Origin of the sequence: Thioalkalivibrio sp. ARh3 (assembly GCF_000377265.1) — a bacterium.
Lineage (GTDB): Bacteria > Pseudomonadota > Gammaproteobacteria > Ectothiorhodospirales > Ectothiorhodospiraceae > Thioalkalivibrio > Thioalkalivibrio thiocyanoxidans.
Genome location: NZ_KB897953.1, coordinates 16,075 through 39,278, shown reverse-complemented (window position 1 = coordinate 39,278; position 23,204 = coordinate 16,075). Strand labels below are relative to the sequence as shown.

General features: G+C 66.1%; 23 protein-coding genes and 1 riboswitch. Of the genes, 12 read left to right on the top strand and 11 right to left on the bottom strand.

The window, feature by feature from the left end; all coding sequences use genetic code 11:
• Positions 1–104 precede the first annotated feature (104 nt).
• Both C995_RS0112400 and C995_RS0112395 read left to right on the top strand, forming a co-directional pair.
• A complete protein-coding gene (locus C995_RS0112400) occupies positions 105–539 on the top strand; it encodes a hypothetical protein (RefSeq protein WP_018865245.1) in 435 nt (144 codons plus the stop codon).
• Between the two features lie 256 nt (positions 540–795).
• Positions 796–2,598, top strand: a complete 1,803-nt coding sequence (locus C995_RS0112395; RefSeq protein ID WP_018865244.1) for an SLC13 family permease — start codon at positions 796–798, stop codon at positions 2,596–2,598.
• A 71-nt stretch (positions 2,599–2,669) separates the two neighbouring features.
• Here C995_RS0112395 and C995_RS0112390 read toward each other — a convergent pair whose 3' ends face one another.
• Positions 2,670–4,787, bottom strand: coding sequence for a S9 family peptidase (locus C995_RS0112390; RefSeq protein ID WP_018865243.1), 2,118 nt, complete (start codon positions 4,785–4,787; stop codon positions 2,670–2,672).
• A gap of 110 nt (positions 4,788–4,897) precedes the next feature.
• The gene (locus tag C995_RS0112385; RefSeq protein WP_018865242.1) at positions 4,898–5,305 is read right to left on the bottom strand and encodes a rhodanese-like domain-containing protein; all 408 of its coding nucleotides are present in this window, start codon (positions 5,303–5,305) and stop codon (positions 4,898–4,900) included.
• Between the two features lie 239 nt (positions 5,306–5,544).
• Here C995_RS0112385 and C995_RS0112380 point away from each other — a divergent pair, with 239 nt between their 5' ends.
• Entirely contained in the window at positions 5,545–5,958 is a 414-nt protein-coding gene (locus tag C995_RS0112380; protein ID WP_018865241.1) for a GreA/GreB family elongation factor, read from the top strand.
• Between the two features lie 160 nt (positions 5,959–6,118).
• Entirely contained in the window at positions 6,119–6,388 is a 270-nt protein-coding gene (locus C995_RS0112375; RefSeq protein ID WP_018865240.1) for a hypothetical protein, read from the top strand.
• A 20-nt stretch (positions 6,389–6,408) separates the two neighbouring features.
• Here the strand turns inward: C995_RS0112375 and C995_RS0112370 are convergent, their stop codons facing one another.
• Complete coding sequence (locus C995_RS0112370) at positions 6,409–7,026, bottom strand: class I SAM-dependent methyltransferase (RefSeq protein WP_018865239.1); 618 nt, start codon at positions 7,024–7,026, stop codon at positions 6,409–6,411.
• 110 nt (positions 7,027–7,136) lie between these two features.
• Between C995_RS0112370 and C995_RS0112365 the strand changes: the two genes are divergently transcribed.
• Entirely contained in the window at positions 7,137–7,439 is a 303-nt protein-coding gene (locus C995_RS0112365; RefSeq protein ID WP_018865238.1) for a DUF3817 domain-containing protein, read from the top strand.
• A gap of 289 nt (positions 7,440–7,728) precedes the next feature.
• Here the strand turns inward: C995_RS0112365 and C995_RS0112360 are convergent, their stop codons facing one another.
• The 3 genes from C995_RS0112360 to C995_RS0112350 all read right to left on the bottom strand — a co-directional run bounded on the left by C995_RS0112360 (position 7,729) and on the right by C995_RS0112350 (position 12,473).
• A complete protein-coding gene (locus tag C995_RS0112360) occupies positions 7,729–9,060 on the bottom strand; it encodes an ethylbenzene dehydrogenase-related protein (RefSeq protein ID WP_018865237.1) in 1,332 nt (443 codons plus the stop codon).
• A 425-nt stretch (positions 9,061–9,485) separates the two neighbouring features.
• Entirely contained in the window at positions 9,486–10,982 is a 1,497-nt protein-coding gene (locus C995_RS0112355; protein WP_038081094.1) for a plastocyanin/azurin family copper-binding protein, read from the bottom strand.
• Between the two features lie 174 nt (positions 10,983–11,156).
• The gene (locus C995_RS0112350; RefSeq protein ID WP_018865235.1) at positions 11,157–12,473 is read right to left on the bottom strand and encodes a rhodanese-like domain-containing protein; all 1,317 of its coding nucleotides are present in this window, start codon (positions 12,471–12,473) and stop codon (positions 11,157–11,159) included.
• A gap of 277 nt (positions 12,474–12,750) precedes the next feature.
• Between C995_RS0112350 and C995_RS0112345 the strand changes: the two genes are divergently transcribed.
• Positions 12,751–12,984 (top strand): hypothetical protein, encoded by a 234-nt coding sequence (locus tag C995_RS0112345; protein WP_018865234.1) that lies wholly within the window; start codon positions 12,751–12,753, stop codon positions 12,982–12,984.
• Positions 12,985–13,091: 107 nt separating this feature from the next.
• Here the strand turns inward: C995_RS0112345 and C995_RS0112340 are convergent, their stop codons facing one another.
• The 3 genes from C995_RS0112340 to C995_RS0112330 form a co-directional block, all read right to left on the bottom strand.
• A complete protein-coding gene (locus C995_RS0112340; RefSeq protein ID WP_018865233.1) occupies positions 13,092–13,592 on the bottom strand; it encodes a DsrE family protein in 501 nt (166 codons plus the stop codon).
• Positions 13,593–13,672: 80 nt separating this feature from the next.
• The gene (locus tag C995_RS0112335) at positions 13,673–14,161 is read right to left on the bottom strand and encodes a DsrE family protein (RefSeq protein ID WP_018865232.1); all 489 of its coding nucleotides are present in this window, start codon (positions 14,159–14,161) and stop codon (positions 13,673–13,675) included.
• Positions 14,158–14,796, bottom strand: coding sequence for a TetR/AcrR family transcriptional regulator (locus C995_RS0112330; protein ID WP_018865231.1), 639 nt, complete (start codon positions 14,794–14,796; stop codon positions 14,158–14,160). The genes C995_RS0112335 and C995_RS0112330 overlap by 4 nt, the downstream gene beginning before the upstream one ends.
• Before the next feature lie 121 nt (positions 14,797–14,917).
• Between C995_RS0112330 and C995_RS0112325 the strand changes: the two genes are divergently transcribed.
• The 3 genes from C995_RS0112325 to C995_RS0112315 all read left to right on the top strand — a co-directional run bounded on the left by C995_RS0112325 (position 14,918) and on the right by C995_RS0112315 (position 17,699).
• On the top strand, positions 14,918–16,393 hold the full coding sequence (locus tag C995_RS0112325) for a diguanylate cyclase (protein ID WP_018865230.1): 1,476 nt from the start codon (positions 14,918–14,920) through the stop codon (positions 16,391–16,393).
• Positions 16,394–16,449: 56 nt separating this feature from the next.
• Complete coding sequence (locus C995_RS0112320) at positions 16,450–16,794, top strand: hypothetical protein (RefSeq protein WP_018865229.1); 345 nt, start codon at positions 16,450–16,452, stop codon at positions 16,792–16,794.
• A 42-nt stretch (positions 16,795–16,836) separates the two neighbouring features.
• A riboswitch (yybP-ykoY riboswitch) is annotated at positions 16,837–16,958 on the top strand.
• Positions 16,959–17,072: 114 nt separating this feature from the next.
• Entirely contained in the window at positions 17,073–17,699 is a 627-nt protein-coding gene (locus C995_RS0112315) for a TMEM165/GDT1 family protein (protein ID WP_018865228.1), read from the top strand.
• Between the two features lie 74 nt (positions 17,700–17,773).
• Here the strand turns inward: C995_RS0112315 and C995_RS0112310 are convergent, their stop codons facing one another.
• Together C995_RS0112310 and C995_RS0112305 are read right to left on the bottom strand one after the other, a co-directional pair.
• Positions 17,774–18,355 (bottom strand): NUDIX hydrolase, encoded by a 582-nt coding sequence (locus C995_RS0112310; protein WP_018865227.1) that lies wholly within the window; start codon positions 18,353–18,355, stop codon positions 17,774–17,776.
• 1 nt (position 18,356) lies between these two features.
• Entirely contained in the window at positions 18,357–18,971 is a 615-nt protein-coding gene (locus C995_RS0112305; RefSeq protein ID WP_018865226.1) for a BMC domain-containing protein, read from the bottom strand.
• Between the two features lie 286 nt (positions 18,972–19,257).
• Here C995_RS0112305 and C995_RS0112300 point away from each other — a divergent pair, with 286 nt between their 5' ends.
• The 3 genes from C995_RS0112300 (at position 19,258) to C995_RS0112290 (ending at position 23,116) form a co-directional block, all read left to right on the top strand.
• The gene (locus C995_RS0112300; protein ID WP_018865225.1) at positions 19,258–19,887 is read left to right on the top strand and encodes an alternative oxidase; all 630 of its coding nucleotides are present in this window, start codon (positions 19,258–19,260) and stop codon (positions 19,885–19,887) included.
• Positions 19,888–20,079: 192 nt separating this feature from the next.
• Complete coding sequence (locus C995_RS0112295) at positions 20,080–22,101, top strand: site-specific recombinase (RefSeq protein ID WP_018865224.1); 2,022 nt, start codon at positions 20,080–20,082, stop codon at positions 22,099–22,101.
• Between the two features lie 7 nt (positions 22,102–22,108).
• Positions 22,109–23,116: an alpha/beta fold hydrolase gene (locus tag C995_RS0112290; protein WP_026279106.1), complete on the top strand. Its 1,008-nt coding sequence runs from the start codon at positions 22,109–22,111 to the stop codon at positions 23,114–23,116.
• Positions 23,117–23,204 lie beyond the last annotated feature (88 nt).

Here is a 23,204-nt window from a genome sequence, read left to right as displayed (position 1 = left end):
ATGTGCGTGCTTTGTATATCCCCGGCCTTGCGAGTAGCCCTTGCCCAACACATTAGTGTGTGCTTATCTGGTGATTCGCTTATACGGAGTCCAAAGGAGATCCTATGCGAACCCTCAAGACCCTCGCTGCTTCCGCCGTTCTCGCCATTGCCGGCGCCAGTGGCGCGGCCCAGGCTGCCGAACCCAACAAGCTGTTCGTGAGCCTGACCTCGGCCGACGAGCACACCCAGTTCATGTCCATGGTGCTGGCAAACCAGACCATGCGTCAGGGTCAGGAGATCCGCGTGCTGCTGTGTGGTCCGGACGCCACCATGGCCACCGACGACTTCGATGGTCCGACCCTGGAGCCCGCCGGACGTAACGCCCAGCAGCTGCTGATGAACCTGATAAACAACGGCGCCAAGGTGGAAACCTGCGCGATCTTCCTGCCCAACACCGACTACACCGAGGCAGACCTGCTGGACGGCATCACCCCCGCCGATCCGGAAGAAGTCGGCGCCTACATGGCCGACCCGAGCGTGCGCTTCTTCTCCAACTGATCCCCCGCGCAGGATCACGTCAGGGCCCTCTTCGGAGGGCCCTGTTCTTTTGGGCCTCGTTGTTTTTGGGTCCGACCTCCCCGCACCGGCGCCCTGCCGCAAGCCTGCGGACATCACACGCCCCCTCCCACGTCTTTCCCCACGACGGCAATGCCGCCACGTATCCGCACAACGGGGCGATGCAGTCGCGCCGCGCAGGCCCTACATTGGACGAAAGGGACGACCGAGGGAGCCGTGAGTGACAGCCGAGCAGTGGATGATCTTCGGGTTACTGGCGGCAACCCTCGTGTTGTTCGTATGGAACCGCTGGCGCTACGACATCGTGGCGATCGGGGCGCTGCTGGCGGCGGCCTTTCTCGGGCTGGTCCCGTTTCGCGAGATGTTCTCCGGGTTCGGTCACCCGGCGGTGATCACGGTCGGCGCGGTGCTGGTGCTGAGCCGGGGGTTGCTGAACGCCGGGGTCGTGGACACGGTGGCGCGCCAGCTCACCCGTGTGGGCGACCAGCCCTGGGTGCAGGTGGCGGCACTGACGGGGGTCGTGGCGCTGGCCTCGGGGTTCATGAACAACGTCGGCGCGCTGGCGCTGCTGATGCCCGTGGCCATCTGGATGGCGCGGCAGAGCGGTCGATCACCCTCGTTCCTGCTGATGCCGCTGGCGTTCGGCTCGCTCCTGGGGGGGATGCTGACGATGATCGGCACGCCGCCGAACATCATCATTGCCGAGTACCGCGCCGAGGCGACGGGCACCGCGTTTGCGATGTTCGACTTCCTGCCGGTTGGACTGGGGGTGACGGTGGTCGGCGTGATCTTCATCGCGCTGATCGGCTGGCGGCTGACGCCAAAGCGCGAGCGCCCGGCTGCCAGCGGCGAGCTGTTCGAGATCAGCGCCTACCTGACCGAGATACGGGTACCGGAGGGCAACCGCTATGTCGGCCACACCGTCTACGAGTTGATGCGCGAACTGCGCGGCGAGGCCGAGGTGGTCGTGGTCGGCCTGGTGCGCGGGGAACGCCGCGAACCGATGCCCGACATCTACGAGGTGCTGCGCGCGGACGACATCCTGCTGGTCGAGGCGGACCCCGACAGCCTGAAGACGCTGCTGGACGTCACGAAGATGGAGCTGGAGGCGCGGGTCGAGGAGGCGGAAGAGCAGGAGCAGGCCGCACAGGAAGACAACGGCGAGAAGCGCGAGAGTGCCCTGGGCGAGCTGGCGCTGGAGGAGGCGATCGTGACACCCGCCTCGCGCCTGGTCGGCACCACGGCCAGCGCCCTGGAACTGCGCCAGCGCTACGCGGTGAATGTGCTGGCCGTTGCGCGCCAGGGTGTGCGCCTGCGCGAGCGCCTGGACCAGGTGCGGTTTCGGGCCGGGGACATCCTGCTGGTGCAGGGCGACGAGGAGGAACTGCCGGGCGCACTGAGCGAGCTCGGCTGCCTGCCCCTGGCCTCGCGCGGGCTGCGCATTACGCGGCCGCGCAAGGTGATCCTCGCCAGCAGCCTGTTTGCACTGGCGCTGGGCACGGTAGCGCTGGGTTGGGTGCCGGCGGCCCCGGCGCTGGTCGGGGCCGCGGTAGCGATGGTGCTGGTCGGGCTGATCGGACCGAGCGAGGTGTATCGCGGGATCGAGTGGCCGGTGATCGTGCTGCTGGCCGCGCTGCTACCGGTGGGCCAGGCGCTGGAGACGACGGGCGGCTCGCAGTTGATCGCCGATGGCCTGTTCACGCTGGGCGAGGCCGCCTCCCCTGCCGTGATGCTGGCGCTGCTGATGGGCGTGGTGATGCTGCTGTCGAACGTGATCAACAACGCCGCAGCAGCGGTGCTGGCCGCGCCGGTCGGGCTGGCGCTGGCGCGGTCGATGGAGGCCGCGCCGGACCCGTTCCTGATGGCGGTGGCCATCGGCGCCTCCTGCGCCTTCCTGACGCCCATCGGGCACCAGTCGAACACGCTGGTGATGGCACCGGGCGGCTACGAGTTCCGCGACTACTGGCGCATGGGGCTGCCGCTGTCGCTGCTGGTGATCGTGACCGCCGTGCCGCTGATCCTGTGGATCTGGCCGCCCTAGCCCGATTGCTGGCCAGACAGCCGACCGGACCGGGCGACAGACAGACGCGCGCCCGAAACCTCCCTTAACCCTTACGGGGCGTCCACCTCATCAACATCCTGGCGCAGCAGTTCCAGACGCTCCTGCACGGCCTCGGGGTAGTCCGCCTGGTGGCGGCCGCCCAGGTGTTCGGCCAGGAAGGTTTCCATTCCGGCGAAGAAGGCCAGGCGGTTGGTCTGGTCGACCAGGCCGTGGCCCTCGTCCGGGGCCAGCAGGTACTCGACCGGGTGCCCGGCCTCGCGCAGCGCGGCGACGATCTGATCGGACTCCTGCTGCTTCACGCGCGGGTCATTCGCGCCCTGCCCGACCATCAGCGGGGCCTGGATGTTCCCGACGTGGAACAGCGGCGACTGCGCCTTGAGGCGCTCGCGGTCGTCCGGGTCTTCCGGGTCACCGACGCGGCCGTGCATGCGGCGGATGCCGGCCTCCCAGTACGGCGGGATGGATTCCATCAGCGTAATCAGGTTGGACGGCCCCACCATGGAGATGCCGGCGGCGTACAGCTCCGGTGTCCAGGTGAGGCCGGCCAGGGCCGAGTAGCCCCCGTAGGAGGCGCCGAAGATCGCGACCCGGTCGGGATCGGCAATGCCCTGGTCGATCAGGTATTTCACCCCGTCGGTGACGTCGTGCTGCATCACGCCCGTGCCCCACTCCTGGTTGCCGGCGTTGAGGAACTCCTTGCCGAAGCCGGAGGAACCACGGAAGTTGGGCTGAAACACCGCATAGCCGCGGTTGGCGAGGAACTGCACCGTGCCGCTGTAGCCCCAGGTATCGCGAATCCACGGGCCGCCGTGCGGCATCACCACCAGCGGCAGGCCCTCCGGCTCGGCGCCGTGCGGCAGCGTGATGTAACCGGGAATCTCCTGGCCGTCGCGCGCGGTGTAGCGGATCGGCTCCATCGGCGCGAGGTGCTCGCGCGGCAGGTCCGGGCGCCCCTCGTACAGCCGTTCGATCTCGCGCGCCTCGACGTTCGCGAGATACACGCTGCCCGGGTCGGTGTCCCGGATGACCCCGACCGTCCACAGGGACTCGTCGCGGGTGCGCGAGGTAATCTCCAGATCACCCTCGCCCAGCTCGTCGCGCAGCCAGTCCAGATGTGACTCGAATTCGTCGTCATGGGCGTAGATGCGCTGGCGATCCCCGGTGTAGACCGTGGCCAGCAGGCGATGGTCCTGATCCGAGAACTTCGCGCCGCCGAGGTCGACTTCGCCTTCCGGATCGCGATGCACCAGCTCTTCCTCGCCGGTGGCCGGGTCGAACAGGACCAGCTCGATCAGGTCGCGGTCGTCCCCCGTGTTGGTGCGCAGGTAGAGCCGCTCGCCGTCGGGGTGGAAGTTCGCAATCGAGCAGGTCTCGCCGAATGCACAGGTGTAGATCGACTCGAACTCGTCCTGCGACTTCACGCGCAGGATCTCGGTGCCCGCGTCGTCCGTGGTGCGCACCGCCTTGCGCAGCTCGCCTTCGTGGAAGCCCCATCCCTCAATCTCGGCGGTGTTCTTCGCCACGCGGGTCTTCTCGCCGGTCTCCAGCGATACGCGATAGACGTCGTGCAGCCGCGGGTCGCGTTCGTTCAGCCCGACGAAGATGTACTCCGGGGTCGAGCGCGGGACATGCTGCACCCGCGCCTGCACGCCATCGCCCCCGGCGAGCCGGCGCGACTCGGGGATGCCCTCCTCCCCGACCGCATCCTCCAGCGCGATTACGCGCAGCTCCAGGTTCTCGTCGCCATCGCGATCGCGCACGAAGATCAGGTGCCGCCCGTCACGGGACCAGAAAAAGCCCATGATGGAACGCGGCTCCGCGGTCAGCGGGCGTGCCGACTCCAGGGGCTCGCCCCGCTCCATCAGGTGCAGGTTCATCGCGCCCTCGTGGGCGCTCACCAGTGCCACGTAGTCGCCATCCGGCGAGATGCGCCCGGCGGCATGCTGCGGATCGCGGAAGAACTGCTCCAGTTCAAGCAGCGGCGGCGCCTCGCCCTCGGCCCAGGGGCCTTCATTACCTTCCACGAGTTCAGCCTCGACCTCGGTCTCGGCAGCGCCAACGGCCGGTACGGCGAACAACGCCAGCGACACGCTCAGCGCGATGGCAGCAGGCGGCCTGCGCAGCTTCGTGATCCAGTGACTCGCCGAACGCTCACTCGTGGACTGCATACCTGTCTCCCGTTACATGCTGCACCAGCGACAGCCACAAGCGCCCACGGGTTCCCGACGAGGCCGGGAAACGGCTGCCAGTCAACGAATCGCCCACACCCGACAGGCGCCTATTCCTTCCAGCCGCGAAAGCCCTCCCGAACGGACAGGCAGCGCGCATACCCCAGCTCCCGCAGCAGCTCGGCGGCGCGCAGGCTGCGGCGACCGCTGTTGCACAGGCACAGCAGGATCTGATCCTGCGTCACGTGGTAGCGATTGATCAGCGAGAGGAAGTGCTGAAAGTCGCGATCATCCGGCTCGTCGGCGTCCAGCAGTTCCTGCTCCTCCTCCGAGATCTCCCGCCCCAGCAGCTGCTTCAGCCGGAACAGCGGCACCGACACCGCGCCTTCCACCTCGCCCTCCAGCTCCAGCTCGAAGGGCTGGCGGATATCCAGCAACACGGCCAGGCCGATGTCGACCAGTTCGCGCGCCGAGCTGGCGCTGATTTCCAGTTGCGGGTCGTTCGTCTCGTTGGCCATGAAGGCTCCTTTGCAGTTACGGGGTCGGAAAGATCGGGATTAGGCACACTAAAAATGCCACGATTCACATGGATTTGCCTTTTTTGGGGCGCCTGGGTAGCATCCTTATTTCTTTAATTCTAACAGACACTTAACAAACGATGGAGTACACGATGACGGGAACCCTCACTTAGGCCGGGCGCCGAATGTTCCGCGCCCGGCCCATGCCTTCTTCTAACACCTGAACAGGAGATGCGACCGTGGCGCGCAAGAATTCGTCTTACCTTCGTCAAGCCTACGATTCCCAGGTCAATCGCTGGGTCCGCCAGGACTACTGGGGCGCGATTGGCACACCAGTCGACCTGGCCTCGCTACTCGAAAAGATCGAGAGCGAGACACCCCATACAGACACCGCCCCCCGATGCGGAAAAGTCATCCAGACAGGCTGCTGCGTCCGCCTGCTGGACCTGCAAACCGAGGAAACCTATCGGGTCGAGCTTTGCGAGCCGGAGCATGCCCAGCCGGAGCGCGGCAAGATATCAATCCTGTCCCCTCTGGGCGCGCGTCTGCTGGGGATGCGCAAGAACGCGCTGGCCGAAATCACGCTGCTCCGCAGCCGACTGCGATTCCTGGTGATCGAGATACTGGCACCGGGGCAGGATCCAGACCAATGATCCATACATGCCTGCCGGAGGTTTGCGCCCCGGCAGGCTTTTCATCAGGCCGGAATACCATACCCGTGTCCTGCCTCTTCAACTTCGCGCAAGGCTTTGGGCACAATCATCCAGTAGCGGGGCTGCCACAAATTTCTTGCGCCCTGCCCGAGGAGGATGCGTGAGGCTCTGGTCGAAGTGGAAAAAAGGCGGTGCGCTGCTGGCCGAGGTGCTCGAGCGCAACGGGATCGACCCCAAGGCCGCCGCGGCCCAGGAGGTGTTCAACAAGATCCTGGACGAGGCCGAGGCGGCGGCCGATACCCGCCTGAAGAACGAACAGGCCGATGGGACCCTGTCCCCGGACGAGCGCAATACGCGCTGGGAGGCACTGTTCTTCGAGGAAATTCGTGCGCGAGCCAAGGCGCATGCCACCAAGGCCAAAGGCGGCTGACCGGCTTGTCGCGGCCCGGGTCAGAGCTCCCGGCGGAACACGCACCAGTTATACGGCTGCTCGGTCCCGCCCGGGGTCACATGAACCTCCCGCCGGGACATCACCAGCGCAAACGCCGGGCCGAACGCTTCCTGCAGGGTCTCCGGCGAGTGTCGCTGGACCGGCAGGCCGGAACACTGTTTCGGACCATCCAGTGCAAAGGTACCGATCACCACATGCCCGCCCGGGCGCAGGGCATGCTGCATATGCCGCACGTAGGCCGCTCGCTGATCCGCGCCCGTCAGGAAGTGAAACACTGCGCGATCGTGCCAGATATCCAGCGCGTCCTTCGGGAACGCATAGTCCAGCACATCCGCCTCCTGCCAGGTAACGGCCTCGGCGCGCTCTCCGATCCGCTCGCGCGCCTTCTCGAGAGCCACCCCGGACAGATCGAAGACCGTCAGGTGGCGATAGCCCTCCGCCAGGAGCTCATCCACCAGGACCGAGGCACCACCCCCAATATCGGCAATCTCGGCATCGGCATTCGGTGCCACATCCCGAATCAACGCCCGGGATGTGCGGGCCTCGGACTCGTACCAGCCCACAGCCTCGGTATCACGAGTCTGGTAGACCTGTTCCCAGTGCAGCTTGTTGCTCATACGCGTCCCTTTTGCCAAGGCGGGTACCGCTTGCGCCAGCCCGCTGGCAAGCGCCGCGGGTCGTCTGTGCTACCCTGCGCCACGTTTCCCGCGCCACCGGTCCGCATTTCATGAAATTCTTCCGCCTCATCAGCGTGCTCGAGGGTCTGTCGCTCATCACCCTGCTGTTTATCGCGATGCCGCTGCGCACGTATGCGGACATGCCGCTGGCCGTCACCTATGCCGGCTGGGTACACGGCATCCTGTTTATCATCTATGGCGCGAGCTCGCTGATCGCCAGCCACCTGAGCGGCTGGCCGGTCTGGAAATGGTTGCTGGTCCTGTTCCTCGGAGTGGTCCCGTTCGGCTTCCTCTACGTGGACCACCTGATCCGCCGCGAAACCGCCCCCACCAGCAACCCCGAAACGGCCTGACACGCACCCGCAGCCACCCAAGCCCGATCAACCGACCGGGCACCGTCCACCCCGCGCCGTCACCCCGGCCGCAGCAAAGCGCAGAGCGGGGATCTCCCGCACCGGCATTGTCCGGCGACCATGCTCCATCCCTGCTGCAGAGATCCTGGATCACCGCTGCGCGGTGTCCGGGACGACGGAGGATAGGAAACGCGACGTCAGACTTTGTGCCTTACCCTCCACGCCTGGTGGCGCAAGGGCGTCGGGCGCGCCCCTGTTCTGAGCGCGCCGGGTGCCGGTCAGCGCCGACTCAGTCCGCGTCGCGCAGAAGCTGCTGCTCCATGTCGACAATGAAGCCCGGCAGGGTGTCGAGATCGTGCTGGTCACGCACACCCTGCTCGCCCTCAAGCACCAGCTCGCGGCCAGGGTGGTCGTCGCTGTGCAGGAACTGATAGGTGATCTGACCGGGGTAGAACACCTCGACCTCGGTCCATTCCAGATCGGCGTCGTCCAGATCCCCATCGACGCGCCGGGCCACGATGTCGGCCTCCTCGTCTTCCAGCCCCAGGGTCATCGGCAGCGAGACCAGGTGCCAGCGCGCGCCCGCGGCACTGTGAACCGCGAAGGCGACGTTGTAGGACTCTCCGTGTTCCAGGGTCTTGCTGTCCCGGGCGTTGGGGGCCTCGAGCGAACGGGTCAGCGCAATCCGCCAGGCGCCGTCTTCGTAGCCACCCTCGGCACGGATCGCGCCGCGGGCGCCGCTCGGCTCTTGCAGGAACCGCTGCGGGATCACGTCGCCTTCCTGCCAGTCGTGGTCCGGATCAAAGGCGACCGCGTTGCCCTCGTGGATGTAATAGGCGTCGTCCTGCCCGTACTCGCGGGCGATCAGGGCCTCCCACTCCAGGGCGGGGGCACCGACCTTCTCCGGATCGAACATCCAGGCGGGTTGATCCGCGTCATCGTCCCAGTTGGTCGTGAACATGCTGGTGCCCTCGGACGACAGGCGGTAATGCAGCACGTAATTGTTGTCCGCATAACCCATCGGATGGCTGCGGTGCGAGCGCCACTGCCACAGGTCGAGGAAAACGCCATCGGACTGCAGCTGATCCACGGCGTCATCATCAAGAATCTGATCCCAGGAGCTCTCTTCCGGGTCGTCCGTGACGCGGGTCTGCGGGAGGTACTTGCGTACGTCGCTGCGCCCGAGTTCGCTGCCCAGCTTGGGATGCTCGCGAACGGCATCCGCGTCCACCTCGGAGGTCAGGCTGCGCATACCGTCGTGCGCGGTCATCCACCCGCCCATGCGGTCGAAGCCTTCCACCTTGCCGTCGTCCAGCATCATGGAGATCCGGTCCTCGTACAGGCCGTGCTCGTCCGGCCCCGGGCCGCCGGAGCCGTAGCGCACCCACTCGCCATCCTCGTAGCGCCAGACCTGGTGATACCAGCTGGGGGCATCGGTCTCGTACTCGTAGTGGATGCGGAAGTCTTCGTCGTTATAGACCGCGGCAACCCGCAGGACGGCGCGGGCATCCTCTTCGGCGGGAATAAAGACATTACGATCCGTGTCCACGAGACGCGGTTCGGCCAGCGCCAGAGCCGGGAAGGCGGCTGCGACCGCAAGGGCCATCAGTGTTTTCTTCATGCGCTTCTCCCTATACGCGGTTTCGAATCACCATTGGATCCCTTGCGACCATGAGGGGAATTAACAAGTTCCTGCCGGGTGCCCCGACATGGGCTCTGGCCAGAGGCACCGCAACGCAGTCCGACCCACCATCGCCCTGTCTGGCGCCCTGGTTTGCTGCCACTGAAAGTCCCGGCAGCGCTCAGCCGAGCCCGCAAGGGGTTGGTGCCCCATGTTCCCCGATCCTGCGTTGCGCCGCTGGCCGGTAGCACCACTACCGACCGCACGACAAACCTTGTCCCGGAAAACATGGGTCACCCACGCGAGCGAGTACACAAACCAGTGTCTCCCTGAAGCCTGAGCCAGCCGGGCAAGGTGCTGTCGCTGTCGTTCTGGCGCGGCGATCACCGCCGCCTGTTTCGGGCGCTGCCCCGCTCGGGCCGGAGTCAGTCGCTGTCGCGCACGATGATGCGGCCCTGCATGTAGGGGTGCGGGGCGCAGATGTAGTCGTAGGTGCCCGGCTCGGTCAGGGTGACGCTGTCGCTCTCGGCGTGCGCCAGCATTGAGGTCGCGAACGACTCCGGACCGCTCATGGCTACGGCGTTGTGCGCCCCCGAGGGCTCGCCGTGTCCGTAGGTGAAGACATCCTCGTTGACCCAGGTGATCTTCGTGCCGGGCGCCACCTCGACCACCTTCGGGTAGAAGGCATTGCCCTTCATCTCGATCACGACTTCCTCGATGTCGGAGCTGAACCGAACGGGCCGATCCGCCCGCGCGGGTACCGGACTGGCATCCGCATCGGGGATGCCGAACGGCGAAATGATCCGCTGCGCTTCAGCGATCCGCTCTTCAAGTTCCTCCGATTCGTAGGACGGGCCCTCGGCCAGGATCTCGGAAGGCGTATCGGCGTCCGCGCGGGCATCCAGCAACCCGATAGCGCCACGGCTGGTGGCCCCCACGCCATGATCCAGCATGGTGTAGACGCCTTCCTCAGGCGGTATCCGGAACTCGATCACCCAGGAGTCCGAGGGACCCGCGGTGACCGTCTGTCCGCCCGGCCAGATGGCCTCGGGGTGGCCCTGCCAGTACACGTAGTCCCAGACGATGCCGACGATATGGAAGGTCGAGAGCAGGTTGGGCCCCACGTTCAGGAAGTACATGCGCACGTAATCACCGGGACGCACCGGGATCGGGTTTTCCACGTAGCGGAACAGCTCGCCATTGAAGGCGGTGTAGCTGACATCGCCCTCCACCGCCTCCTTGCCGCTGGCATACAGCTCGTGCTGCAGCATGTAGAGCTTCAGATCGGGTTCCTGGCCCAGGTCCTCTTCCAGCTTGTAGGGCTCGTCGCGCGGCTCGACGACGATCATCCCGTACTGGCCGAACATCACGTGCATCGGGATGGCATGGCCGCCCGGCGCACAGTGATACATGAAGACCCCCGGTGTAGTCGCCCGGAAGGTGACCGACTTGGTCTGACCGGGCATGATGGAGCCGACGTGCTTCGAGGTCTGAGTATAGGCGGCATGGATGGATGCCCCGTGCATCACCGCCCCGCTGTTGGTGATCTCCATGCGCACGATGTCGCCCTCGGTCACGCGCAGGGTGGGGCCCGGCAACTGGCCGTTGGTCAGGAAGCCGTCGTAGACCACGCCCTGCCCGATCGGCACCTGCCCCTCGTTGAGGTCGATCCGGAACACATGATCCGGCTCGACATCCTGCGAGACGTACCCGGTCGGCCGCGTCTCCAGCCCCTCGTCGCGCTCGATGATCTCGATAAAGTCGCTGTCACCGAACAGTTCGCTGAAGTCCGGTCCTGTCGAGGCCTGGGCCGCGGAAGCCACCCACCACAACAGGCCGATCAAGCACCAAAGCGCAAGGCGTGTGCCCGGATGGCTGCGGCCGATGGCCGAAGCTGCTGCTTCTGTCTGCGTCCTTTTCATTGCCCGACCTCCGTTGGATCGACTGATCGCCGGCCCGAAAAACATTGATTCCCTATACATCTATATTCAGAGTCACGCCGGAAGGACACGCGAGTCAAGCCTCAGAGTGCGGCGATCCGCGGCTTGCCGAAATTGTCCCCACCAGAGGCGATTGCCCCAGTGGATTCGAGCGGGTCAGAAGTCCTCGAACTCCATGGCGCGGAAGACGCGACCGGCGTTCTGCCGGTTGAGCTCGTCGTAGGTGTCCAGGTGGCGGTAGGCCGACTGGTCGATGTTGTAGGCGTCGTTCAGCGTGCCGCCGGTATCGAGGATCTCCTGCACCTCCTCGCGCAGGAAAACGAGGTAATCGAGGGTGTACTTGCGCAGTTGCTCGAAGTCGGTCACCGGACCACCGTGCCCCGGAATGATGTAGTCGGCCTCGATCGCCTCCAGCTTGTCCCAGGTCTCGATCCAGCCGGCGGTGTCGGTGTACTCGAAGATCGGCAGCATGCGCTCGTGGAAGGCGAGATCGCCGGTGATCAGCGTCTTGCGGTCCGGGGCCCACAGGGCGATATCCCCCGGGGCATGCGCGGGGCCGAGAAAGAGCACCTCGATGATCTCGCCACCCATGGCGAGGTCGACGCGATCCTCGAAGATCTTGTCCGGCGTGCCGAGTTCGGTCAGGAACGCCTTGTCGCGGGTACGGTTCGGTGCGCTCTCCAGGCTGCGCTGGCCGTTCTGCTCGATCTCGCGCGCGGCGTCCTCATGCGCGATCACGGTGGCGCCCTGCTCCTGCCAGTAGGTCATGCCGAGCATCGCATGCCCCTGGGCGTTTTCCAGCACTACGTACTTCACCGGCTGCTCGGTGCGCTTCTTGATCTCCTCGTGCAGGGACTGGGCCAGCAGGTAGTTGTCGCCGGCGTTCATCACCACCACGCCATCGTCAGTGATGATGAACGACAGGTTGTTGTTGTGGCCCGAGTTCTCGTAAGTCGATGGCTGAGTGGCACCGATCGCGGACCACACGCCATCAGTCACCTCCTGCGGCATGTCGTAGAGGAAGGAATCCAGCGCCTTGTCGAGCACATACAGGGGGCCACCGGCCTCCTTCCATTCGGGGAAGCCGCCCGCGTAGTTGTGCACGTTGGTATAGCCCATGCGCTGCAGCGTCTGGGCCGCGAGGGCCGAACGGCGGTTCTCGTCGCTGTAGACGACGATGGGCGTGTCCAGGTCGGAGACCTCGCCCGGGATTCGAAACTCCAGCTCCCCGCGCGGGATATTCAGCGTGAGGTGCGAGCGGATCTGGCCACCACCCAGCTCGATCTCCTGGTGCGAACGGACATCGATCAGCACGTGATCCGGTTCGTTCGCGATCATGTCCTCCAGCCCTTCGCGGTCAACCTCCGTGGTCGCCGCGCGCGCATCGTCGACCAGCGCGTCCGCAGAGATGGTTTCGCCCTGGGCGACACCACCCACCGCGAACAGCGTCAGGACCAGCCAGTGTGCGCGCATATCGTTCACCTGCCGATTGAAGAGGTCATTCCCAGAACATAGACAGGCTTTGCGGCCACTTCCACGTCGACCCATACGATTTTCCCGGACGTATTCCCGGAAGGAACGGGCCGTGAGCGGCGACCCAAAGCCCTGCAGGGGCCGAGCTCAGGCACGCTCGAAACTCGTTATTGCGCAGGTCTTCGCGCCCGGATGGAGCCAACCGTACGGTCCATTGCCAGTGGCGGGTCTATAGTCGAGGCATAAGCCAGACCGGCATGACCGGGAGGAGGTCTCGATGAGTCAGCACATGGCGGACGTCACCATCCACATTGACGAGGACATCGAACGCGCAATCCGCCTGCGCATTCAGGACGAGTTACGGGGTCTGGACGGCGTCATGGCCGCTTCCAGCCACGACAACCGGCCTCACCTGCTGGTGGTGGAATACGACCCGGAACGGGTCAACAGTCGGCAGTTGCTGGATACGGTGACGGCAAACGGGGTAACCGCGGAGCTGATCGGGCTGTAAGGGGCGCCCGCGGCGGCGCCGGGAGGCGACTCCGGTGACCCTGACCCAAAAGGCCGCCACCTCCCTGTGACGGCAAACCGGGCCCGTGTGTGGGGTCTCGGAGGTGTTCAGTAGACCGGGACCAGCGCGTAGCCCTGGTTCTGGTAGCCCATCACGGCGATGAAGCCGCTGCGCACCGGCTGAATCGCATCGAGGACCTTGTCGTTGTCCACGCCATAGGCACGCGTCGCCGCGGCACAAACCTCCATGCGCACGCCCAGCTCGTCCAGGCGTTCGACAGCCTTCGCGATCTCCTCCAGCGTGTCGCCATGGTCCATCGCGATCTCGGGCTCCGGGTCGGTGGTGATGAACTTGACCGCCTCGGCGATGAACACCATGCGCAGGTCCGGTTCCACGCCTTCCTTGACCAGGTTTTCGTGGTTGGTGGCGATGCCGCGCAGGTAGGCCAGCATCACGTCGGGGTCGGACTTGCGCATGTCGTAGACCGCACGCATGGTCTCGATACCCTGGGTGGCCTCGCGGTTGTCCAGCCCTTCGGCGTTCGCCTTCGACACCAGCCCGAGGGGCAGCAGCAGGGCCAGTAACAGGATCAGGATTCGCTTTTGCATCGGTTATGCCTCCTTGGGGGTTGGGGTCCCTTTGTAGTGTTTTCGGACCCGACCAGTACATCGCATTCGTCCGTTTTTCCCTAGTAGATCGGGATCACCGCGTAGCCCTGGGCCTGGTAGCCGGTCAGCGACACGAAGGTGTTGCGCACCGGCTCGATGCCCGGCAGCAGTTCGCCGTGATCGACCCCGAACAGGCGGGTGGCCACGGAGCAGGACTCCATCTGCACCCCCTTCTCCTTCAACGCGGCAATGTGCGCCTCGATCGCGTCCAGGTGGTCGAACTCGGTCAGCTCGAAGCGCTCGCGGTCCTCGCTGAGCATGGTCACCGCCTGCCCCCGGAAGGCGAGGATCATGTCGGGCTCCACGCCCTGCTCGGTCAGGTCCTCGAAGGTCTCGCGGATCACCATCAGATACAGCGCGAGCAGTTCGGGGTCGTTGTTGTTCAGGTCGAACACGACCCGGCCCTGGTCGACGCCCTCCAGTGCCCGGGCATCGGTCGGTTCCGCATGCGCGGAAAGCGACGCGACGGACAGCGCGAGGATCAGGGAAAGGACGGCCAGCATTTTCATTCTTCAGTCTCCTTGATGGTGTTGCTTGTGGGGCTCGACGAGTCGGTCGCAACCGCCCGCCAGGCCGTGTCCTGCATCGACGTCAGGTAGCGCAACAGGGGCTGTTCGAGGACACCGTCCAGATGCAGGTGGACCAGTCGAATCGCCCCGCCAAACGCTGCGGTGGCGGCGACCGGAATCTCGATGGGGCGGACCTCGCCCGAGGCGATGCCCTGCTCGATGCACTCGCGCATGCGCATGAAGGGCTGCGAAGAGCACACCGGCGGCTCGTCCGGCAGGAACTCGCGATGGCGCGACTCGAGCACGAAGCGCATGGTGCGAGGCTCCTCCGTCGCCGCCTGAAACAGGAAGGCGATAATGCCGTCGCAGCGCGCCCGGCAATCCTGCTCGCGCTCCATGACCTCGCGCAGCCCGGCATCCATGCGCTCCAGCAGATCGTCGTAGAGCGCCTTGGCCAGCGCCTCCTTGTTGCCGAAGTGGTGGTAGATGGAACCGATCGAGACATCCGCCTCTCGACGGATGTCGTGGATCGACGTGTTGAAGTAGCCACGCGTACTGAACAGCCCCAGGGCCGTTTCCAGCACACGCTGGCGCAACCCCTCACCGCGCAGCTTCTTGTTCGCAACCGTCGACATGAGCAAAACCCGAACGAACGTTCATTCTACTTTATGCCGAATCATCGGGCGTTGTCACCCCGCACCAAAAACGGGCGAAATACGCGGCGTTCTGCCACCATTGGCTCAGGGAGACCCGCCAATGAACCATCCAACCACCCTGCATGCCCTCAACGGCAGGCCCTCTTTCGGCCATCGCCCCTGGCTCGCCTGGCTGGGGGGCGGTACTGCCGTGGCCATCGCCTACGTGCTGATGCCCTACGGACGCGCGGCGGCGGCCCTGTATGTGCTGGCAACCTTCGGGGCAGCGGCCCTCATCGCCATGGCCCTGCTACGCCACACCCCACCGCAGTGCCGATCGGCCTGGGCCCTGATTGCGGTCGCGCTGGGGCTGGCCGGTACGGGCCACCTGATCTGGTACGTGCTGGACCTGCGCGGCCTCGATCCATTCCCGGCGGCGCCGGACTTCTTCTACCTCGCGGTATACCCGCTGTTCATGATTGCCCTGTGGCGCCTCGGCGGTCCGGCACGCAAGGACGATGGGGCCCTGGGTGACGCACTGATCGTCGGCATCTCCGCCGCAGTGCTTGCCTGGGCACTCCTGATTCAGCCCTACCTGTATGACCCCGAACTGAGCTCCATGCAGCTGCTGGTCTCGGCGGGCCACCCGGTCTTTGACCTGATGCTGCTGCCGCTCGTCCTGCGGCTGGTGTTCCGTCACAGCACGCGCATCGACGGCCAGCTGTTCCTGCTGCTCGGCGTACTGGCCTATCTCGCCGCGGACCTGTTCTACGCGCATGGCAACTCCACCGGCTGGTATCAGGCCGGAGGCGTCACTGACGCCGGCTGGCTGGTCGCCTATTCCCTTTTTGCAGCAGCCGCCTGGCACCCCTCGACATCGATCGATCGCGACGAACGCTCACGCAGCCCCGAGCTCTCGCGGCGCCGGCTCTACACCCTGGGCTCCGCCGCCGTCCTGGTGCCGGCCATCATCCTGTTCACGGCCGGAGTGGATCACGACACCGTGCGGATCGCCGCTGGCGCCTCGATTCTGATCTTTCTGCTGGTACTCCATCGGATGGGCGGCCTGATCCGGGAAACCCAGCGCCAGGCACGCGCACTGCAAGCGCTCTCGCGAACCGACCCACTGACCGGTGCGGCGAATCGACGCCACCTGGAGGCCATTCTGGCAGACGAACTGGCCCGTATGCGCCGTCTCGAGACCCCTTTGAGCATCGCCTTCCTCGACCTGGATCACTTCAAGCAGTACAACGATACTTATGGCCATTCGCAGGGTGACCGATTGTTGCGCGACGTGGTCGCCGCCTGGCGCCAGGAGTTACGCCCCAGCGATACGCTGGCGCGTTACGGTGGCGAGGAATTCGTCGTGGTGCTCCCCCACACCGATCTGGATCAGGCCGTCACCGTGGTCGAACGCCTGCGCCACCGCATACCCGACAACCAGACCGGGTCCGCCGGCCTCGCCTGCGCCGAAGCGACGGAAACGCCGGACCAGCTTCTCGCCCGCGCGGATCAGGCCCTGTACCGCGCCAAGAACCAGGGCCGCGACCGGGCTTGCATTGCCACCATGGATGACCGCGTGCCGGCCGAGGCCTGAGTCTTTCGGCCCACGCCAGGCCCCAACTGTCCTCAAGGGAGATCCCGGATAACGCCATGACCGAACCGACGCCTGCCCGTGCCACGATCCGCCAGCAGCTGGAGCAGCTGGCCGCCCTCGTTCGCGATGATCAGCAGGAGGCAGCCCGCCACCTGATCGCCCGGATCGAGGAGACGCTGGACCACCTGCCAACGGAGGCGGCCGCCCCTGCGCCCTCGGCGCCGGCCCGCAAGCCCCCGCGCGAACCCGACACCGAAGCGGTCAAATGCCCGCGCTGTACCCTGCGGGCCTTCGCCTATCAACCGGACACCCTGCGCGAACAGCCCGGGCACCCGGGCCATTTCGAGGGGCACTATCACTGCATGAGCTGCGGCCACGAGGACTGGCGCCCCGTCACATGATCCCTGGACATTTCCGCCGCCGCCTGGCTATAGTGCGCGCACCCTCAGGGGAGTAGTCGCTCCGGCCACCCGTGCCGGAGGCACACGTCAACAGACTTGGCCGCATGGCCATGGCGTGTGCAGCCCACCCGAAGGCGCCTCGGCGCGCCTTCGTCGGACGGCCTGACGAGACCTGTGGCACCGACATCCGGTTCGCCTGCTGGCGAGCCTGGCCCGTGGGCGGGCGGCGATGGCGGTGTCACACGGTTGTGTCATGCCGCTCGCCCCGGATTGCATCCATGGAACTCTTTCTGCTCTCCATTGTGGCGGTTGCCATCGCCGAAATCGGTGATCGTTCGATGTTTCTGGCCGCCCTGTTCGGCATGCGCTGCCGCAGTACCTGGGCCGTCTTCTGGGGCATGGCCGCCGGTCTGTTCCTGAATCAGCTGCTGTCTGCGGTGGCCGGCATCTGGCTGTTCGCGGTGATCGCGACCGACTGGCACCTGTGGGTGGTCGGGACGGCCTTCCTGGTCATGGCCGTGTGGGTGCTGATCCCCGAGGACGACGAGTTCGAGAAAGACACCCGCGCGCGCAGCGCCTTCCTCGCGGCCGCCGTTGCCTTCTTCGTGTTCGAGATGCTCGACAAGACCCAGCTGGCGGTCATCACGCTGGCCGGGGCCTCCGGGGCCCTGCTGCCGGTTGTGCTGGGGGCCACGGTGGGCATCCTGCTGATCACTACCCCCGCCCTGATCCTCGGCAAGCGCTTTGCCGAGCGTATCCCGGCCGCCCCGATGCGCTACATCGCCTCCGGCATGTTCCTGCTGATTGGCCTGTGGACGTGGGCCGAGGCCGGAGGCTGGATGCCGGACATGGGCCTGCCGGATCTGTCGGAATGGCTGTTGCGCGCCGTGGAGAACCACCAGTAGCGGGTGGCAAGGAGGCTCGGGGTCGGGGCGGCAGGGACCCTCGGCCGGGCGGGCGAGCGCCCATACCCCTCCGGCTAGTACCGACGACGCGGGTGGGTGTGCACCCAGGTACGGAGTTGGCGGGTCTTTTCCACCATGCGCCACAACGACCGGCTGTTGTTGTAGCGCGAGACGTGCTGCAGCGGCACCCAGAGGATATCGTGCGATTCGTGGCTGCCCGGCACCGGCAGGCGGTCGTCGATCTCCAGCAGGAAGCGCACGTCGATGTGCTCGTGCATGGGGAAGTGCGGGCTCGCCGCGATGGTATGGATATCGAGGTCGAAGATGTCCTCGGCCACCAGGTGAATATGCTCCGAGGGAATGCCGGTCTCTTCGTGGATCTCGCGCAGGGCGACCTGCAGGATGTCGGCCTGGCCATCGGCATGGCCACCCGGCTGAAACCAGCGGTGGTGCTTGCCATGCAGCAACAGCAGTACCCGCTCGCGGTCAGGGCTCACCACCCAGGCCGATCCGGTTACATGCGCCGGCAGCAGGTCGCAGTGAAAGCAGTCCGGATGCGCCCCGACAAAGTCCAGCGCACGGCGCACGAACCCCGCCTCCTCGATGAACCGCGTCTGATGACCGGCCAGCAGTTCCAGCAGTTGCGCGCGATGCATGCTACGTCCCGGCGGGGTTGTGCAGGGCGTGGATCGCCGCCCGCGCCGCCTCGTCGACGTCCGCCTCGGAGCCCGCCAGTGTCAGGCGACCAAACGCGCCCACCGCGCGCACGTCGATCAGCGAGACATGGGAGGCCTTCAGGGCCTGATTCGCCGCGTAGATGATGTAGCCGGCCGGCTCCGCCTCGAGGATGAACATGCTCTGATCCGGCAGGATCATGTTGCCGCGCCGGTTCTGGCGGTTGATCAGTACCGTGTGGTCCGGGGTCATGCCGCGGATGGTCTCCTGCCACGGGATACGGCAGGCCTGGCGTTCGGACTGATCCGCGCCCAGGCGCTGCAGCAGGACGCGCCCGGCCTCCTGAACATCGCTCTGGTCGCGATGGTGGATCACCATGGAACCGAACTCGCGCTCCACCACCTGCTGTGCGAGGTGCACCCGGGTGGCCTTCAGCGCAACATCGGTCAGCCGGTGCACGGCCATGCCCGGCGAAACCTCCACCCACAGGCACGCATCCCCCGGCACGGGCAGAAAGCCCTGGGAGACGGTGGCCATGTATTCCGCCAGCTGGGGCTGGAGGGAATCCATGTAGACGTAGGTGCGCAGCTTGATCATCGATTTGCGTAGGGAAACACCCCGTTAACCCCCGTGCGGCCCGGGCCCGCGCGGGACTCCGCACACACGAATTTGAGCCGCCAGAAAACCGCCGGCTTGTTCGCGCACACGGGAATAAAGGGGCGTATTGTGAACGCCCCGCCCAAGAAGCTCAATGTCAGGCGACCGGTCCGGACACATGGCACCGGCCCCAGTCTGTGAAATACCCCCGCGACATTCCGCCTGGCGGCCCCTAGTCTCAGGGGGAAGGCGTTCACGCTTTTCACGCCCAACCCCTGGAGCCTGCATGAGCATCGACCAGGAAACGGACCTGACGCACCACCACAAACCACGCGATGTCTCCGACCGTGTTGCGCGAGCATTTACCGCCCGGATGCGCTTTTTCGCGGATACCTTCTTTGCTCGCCGCTACGGCCATCGCGCAGTGGTACTGGAGACGGTCGCCGGTGTCCCCGGCATGGTCGGCGCCACGTTACAGCACCTGCGTTCGCTGCGGCGCATGGAGGACGACCACGGCTGGATCAGAACCCTGATGGACGAGGCCGAGAACGAGCGGATGCACCTGCTCACGTTCATCGAGATCGCGTCGCCGAGCTGGTTTGAACGGGTTCTGATCATCCTCGCCCAGGGTTTCTTCTACACCCTGTATTTCCTGATCTATGTCGTCTCCCCGCGTACCGCGCACCGCATCATCGGCTACTTCGAGGAAGAGGCGATCGTCAGTTACACGGAATGCCTGGAGGAAGTGGAAACCGGCGCGATCGAGAACATCCCCGCGCCCGACCGCGCCATCCAGTACTGGGACCTGCCGGAGGACGCACGCCTGATGGATGTGATCCGCGCCGTACGCGAAGACGAGGCCGGTCATCGCGACGTCAACCACGGCTTCGCCGACCTGCTGAGCAAAAAATCCTGAACGACGGAGCAACAACACCTGAGTCGTTAACCTGGCCAGCCCCGCCCTTCCTGCGCCAGGCCGCGGTGGTACCGCCGGGCCCTGCAGCCGTGCCAGTGCCCGGCCTGACCACGGATGCGGTAGAGCCCGTGGCAGCTGAACCGGCATCCGCTGTCCGTATAATGGGCGCATTCCGATTACGCAGGGAGCGTTATGCAGAACCCGGACGATGCCGCACAGCTGCTCGACACCCTGCAGGATGACAGCCAGTTCGATCTCGCCGGAACCCTGCGCCGTATCGTGGACTGGCTGCGCCCGGACAACCCGCGCAACGTCGCGCCGGTCATTGCCCGGATCGAGAGCCTGACCCTGGCCCTGCACGAGCGCCCCGAGGTGCGGGAACGCCTGCGCGAGCGCCTCGAGGCCGGACTGGAGGACGCCCGCCACCTGACGCTCTACACCGGTGTGGGCCTGTTCTCCCGCAAGGGCTTCTTCCGCGAAGCGGCGGAACTGCTGTACGAGCGCATCAACCCGCACCCGATGGACCGCACCGATCTCCGGGACGTGCTGTACCACGTATTCCACGACCCCGATGACACGATCTGGGTCTCGGCCCTGCCGGATGATGCCTGGTCCCGCCTGCTCGAGGCGCTGGGCTGCCTGTCCGGCGAACACCCCGGTGTACTGGAGCGCGCCCGCAGCGAGACGCTCTATGCCCTGGAGATGCTCTCGATCTGGATTGCAGCCGAGGAACTGGAGCCGGAACTGCTGCGCCTGGACCCGTCGATTGCCGAGCGCAACTCCGCGTTCGTCGCGCAGGAACGCGAGATCTCCGCCTATGTGCGCGACTACCGTGCCTGGCTGCAGGACCCCGCCCACGAACGCATGGACGACGCCCATGCGCGGGTGTTGCTGGAGCAGTGCGCGGAGCAGATCGTGCGCCTGCGCCAGCGTGCGATCACGCATGGCAGCAGCCTGTCGCTGACCCACCTGCTGGAGCGCCTGGACCAGACGCTGTCGCGCATCCACAAGCTGCTGGACCTGCTGGAACCGCGCGAGGAGGCGCACACCCGCGCTACCGCGGTCGGCGTGTTTCGCGAGCTGGTCACGGCCAGTGCCCGCCGCCATGGCCTGCGGGCCCTGTGGCAGGACAACATCCGCCTGGTCTCGCGCAGCATCACGCAGCATGTCTCCGACACCGGCGAGCACTACATCACCCGCGACCGCGGCGAATATCTGAAGATGCTGCGTTCGGGGGCCGGGGCGGGTCTGATCATCGCCTTCATGGCGCTGATCAAGATCCAGGTGGAGTCGCTGGGGCTGTCCGAGGGCTGGAACGCGTTGTGGGTCAGCCTGAACTATGGCCTGGGTTTCGTGCTGATCCACATCCTGCACTTTACCGTGGCGACCAAGCAGCCGGCGATGACCGCCGCGCGCCTGGCAGCCGCGATCGAGGAGAACGAACGCGGCACGGCCGACGCCTCGAAGCTCGCCGATCTTCTGGTACGGGTGGGCCGTTCCCAGTTCGCGGCCGTGCTGGGCAATGTCGGTGTCGCACTCCCCACCGCACTGCTGGTCGGGGTCCTCGCCGCCTGGGGTTTCGGCACTCCGATCCTGTCGGGCACCGAGACGGATTACCTGCTGGACGGCCTGCGCCCGATCATGGGCCTGGCGCTGTTCTTTGCGGCCATCGCCGGGGTCTGGCTGTTCGTCTCCGGCCTGATAGCCGGTTTCTTCGACAACCGCTGCGCCTATCTCGACCTGCCCGGGCGCCTGCGCGAGCACCCGCTCTTGCAGCGCCTGCTGCCGACCCCGACGCGCCACCGCCTCGCGGACTGGGTCGGGTACAACTACGGCGCGGTGCTGGGCAATTTCCTGTTCGGCATGCTGCTGGGCATGACCGGCTTTGTCGGCTACCTGCTGAACCTGCCGCTGGACATTCAGCACGTGGCCTTCGCCTCCGCCAACCTCGGCTACGTGACCGCCAGCGAGCCCATCGGCATGTTCACCTTCCTGCTGTTCCTGGTGTTCGTGCTGCTGATCGGCGCGGTGAACCTGTGGGTCAGCTTCGGCCTGGCCCTGTACGTCGCCCTGCGTGCCCGCGGCGTGCGGATCGGGGCCTTCGACCGCGTGCTGAAGGCATACGGCCAGCACCTGCGTCGACACCCGACGCAGTTCCTGCTCCCGCCCCGGGATGGCGAGGCACGGGAAGGTGACGAGACTCCCCCCAGGTGAGGTCGCTGTGATGCGCGTTTGGGGGGTGGTGCTCGCAGCCCTTTGGCTGGCCTCCTGTGCCGGCAGCCCGCCATACCCGGCCGCGGACGATACCCCGGACGAACGCCCGCACGCCAAGGTCCTCGAGACCGCCGACGGGACCCGCCTGCCACTCCACCGCTGGGGCCCGGAGAACCCCCGTCGGGTGGCACTCGTCCTGCACGGGTTCAATGACCACGGCGGCAGCATGGCGGCGCTCGGCGAGGCCCTCGCCGAGCGCGAGATCGCCGTCTACGCCTATGACCAGCGCGGCTTCGGCGCCAACCGCGATGCCGGTCGCTGGGCGGGCTACGGGACCCTGGCCGAGGATGCCCGCGACGGGCTGCGGCTGCTGGCCGAGCGCTATCCGGACCAGCCGCCCTATCTGGTTGGCAAGAGCATGGGCGGTGGCGTGGCCCTGCTGGCTGCGACCGGGCGCGACCGTCCACCCCTGCGCGGGACGATCCTGATCAGCCCCGCCGTCTGGAGCCGCGAGCAAATGCCCTGGTATCAGCGCTTCGGCCTCTGGGTGGGTGCACGTCTGGTCCCGGGGATGCGCCTGTCGGGCGAGATGGCCGCGGAGTTTGATATCCACCCCACCGACGATCCCGCAGTCCTGGATCAGATGCGCGAGGACCCGCTGGTCCTGCGTGATGCCCGCATCGACGTCCTGGACGGCCTGACCACCCTGATGGGCCGGGCATTGAGCGCCGGGGATACCCTCCCCGCACCAAGCCTGCTGCTGTATGGCGCGAAGGACGATCTCGTGCCCCCCGGCCCGATGGCGATACTGGCCGAACGCCTGGCCGCAACCGGCGCCACGGGCCACCGCATGGTGCTCTACCCCGAGGGCTATCACATGCTCACACGCTATACGCGGTCCGCCGACACCTTCGGCGACCTCGCCGCATGGATGCTGGACCCCGAGGCCAGCCTGCCATCGGGCCACGAACGCGAACCGGACACCATGGTGAAGAACCTGCAAGAACTCGATTAGCCGCGCTGATCCTTGCTGGCCGCACAATAGCCACCCGGAGCCCCGACGCGATACGACGTGCCTGCCCGGGAGTGTGATCCAGATCAAG

Coding starts and splice junctions, on each gene's coding strand:
- C995_RS0112340 (WP_018865233.1), bottom strand. CDS start 13,592: ATGCAAAAGCGAATCCTGATCCTGTTACTGGCCCTGCTGCTGCCCCTC.
- C995_RS0112330 (WP_018865231.1), bottom strand. CDS start 14,796: ATGTCGACGGTTGCGAACAAGAAGCTGCGCGGTGAGGGGTTGCGCCAG.
- C995_RS0112400 (WP_018865245.1), top strand. CDS start 105: ATGCGAACCCTCAAGACCCTCGCTGCTTCCGCCGTTCTCGCCATTGCC.
- C995_RS0112365 (WP_018865238.1), top strand. CDS start 7,137: ATGAAATTCTTCCGCCTCATCAGCGTGCTCGAGGGTCTGTCGCTCATC.
- C995_RS0112335 (WP_018865232.1), bottom strand. CDS start 14,161: ATGAAAATGCTGGCCGTCCTTTCCCTGATCCTCGCGCTGTCCGTCGCG.
- C995_RS0112360 (WP_018865237.1), bottom strand. CDS start 9,060: ATGAAGAAAACACTGATGGCCCTTGCGGTCGCAGCCGCCTTCCCGGCT.
- C995_RS0112395 (WP_018865244.1), top strand. CDS start 796: ATGATCTTCGGGTTACTGGCGGCAACCCTCGTGTTGTTCGTATGGAAC.
- C995_RS0112300 (WP_018865225.1), top strand. CDS start 19,258: ATGAGCATCGACCAGGAAACGGACCTGACGCACCACCACAAACCACGC.
- C995_RS0112310 (WP_018865227.1), bottom strand. CDS start 18,355: ATGCATCGCGCGCAACTGCTGGAACTGCTGGCCGGTCATCAGACGCGG.
- C995_RS0112390 (WP_018865243.1), bottom strand. CDS start 4,787: ATGCAGTCCACGAGTGAGCGTTCGGCGAGTCACTGGATCACGAAGCTG.
- C995_RS0112385 (WP_018865242.1), bottom strand. CDS start 5,305: ATGGCCAACGAGACGAACGACCCGCAACTGGAAATCAGCGCCAGCTCG.
- C995_RS0112355 (WP_038081094.1), bottom strand. CDS start 10,982: ATGAAAAGGACGCAGACAGAAGCAGCAGCTTCGGCCATCGGCCGCAGC.
- C995_RS0112350 (WP_018865235.1), bottom strand. CDS start 12,473: ATGCGCGCACACTGGCTGGTCCTGACGCTGTTCGCGGTGGGTGGTGTC.
- C995_RS0112320 (WP_018865229.1), top strand. CDS start 16,450: ATGACCGAACCGACGCCTGCCCGTGCCACGATCCGCCAGCAGCTGGAG.
- C995_RS0112325 (WP_018865230.1), top strand. CDS start 14,918: ATGAACCATCCAACCACCCTGCATGCCCTCAACGGCAGGCCCTCTTTC.
- C995_RS0112315 (WP_018865228.1), top strand. CDS start 17,073: ATGGAACTCTTTCTGCTCTCCATTGTGGCGGTTGCCATCGCCGAAATC.
- C995_RS0112345 (WP_018865234.1), top strand. CDS start 12,751: ATGAGTCAGCACATGGCGGACGTCACCATCCACATTGACGAGGACATC.
- C995_RS0112295 (WP_018865224.1), top strand. CDS start 20,080: ATGCAGAACCCGGACGATGCCGCACAGCTGCTCGACACCCTGCAGGAT.
- C995_RS0112305 (WP_018865226.1), bottom strand. CDS start 18,971: ATGATCAAGCTGCGCACCTACGTCTACATGGATTCCCTCCAGCCCCAG.
- C995_RS0112370 (WP_018865239.1), bottom strand. CDS start 7,026: ATGAGCAACAAGCTGCACTGGGAACAGGTCTACCAGACTCGTGATACC.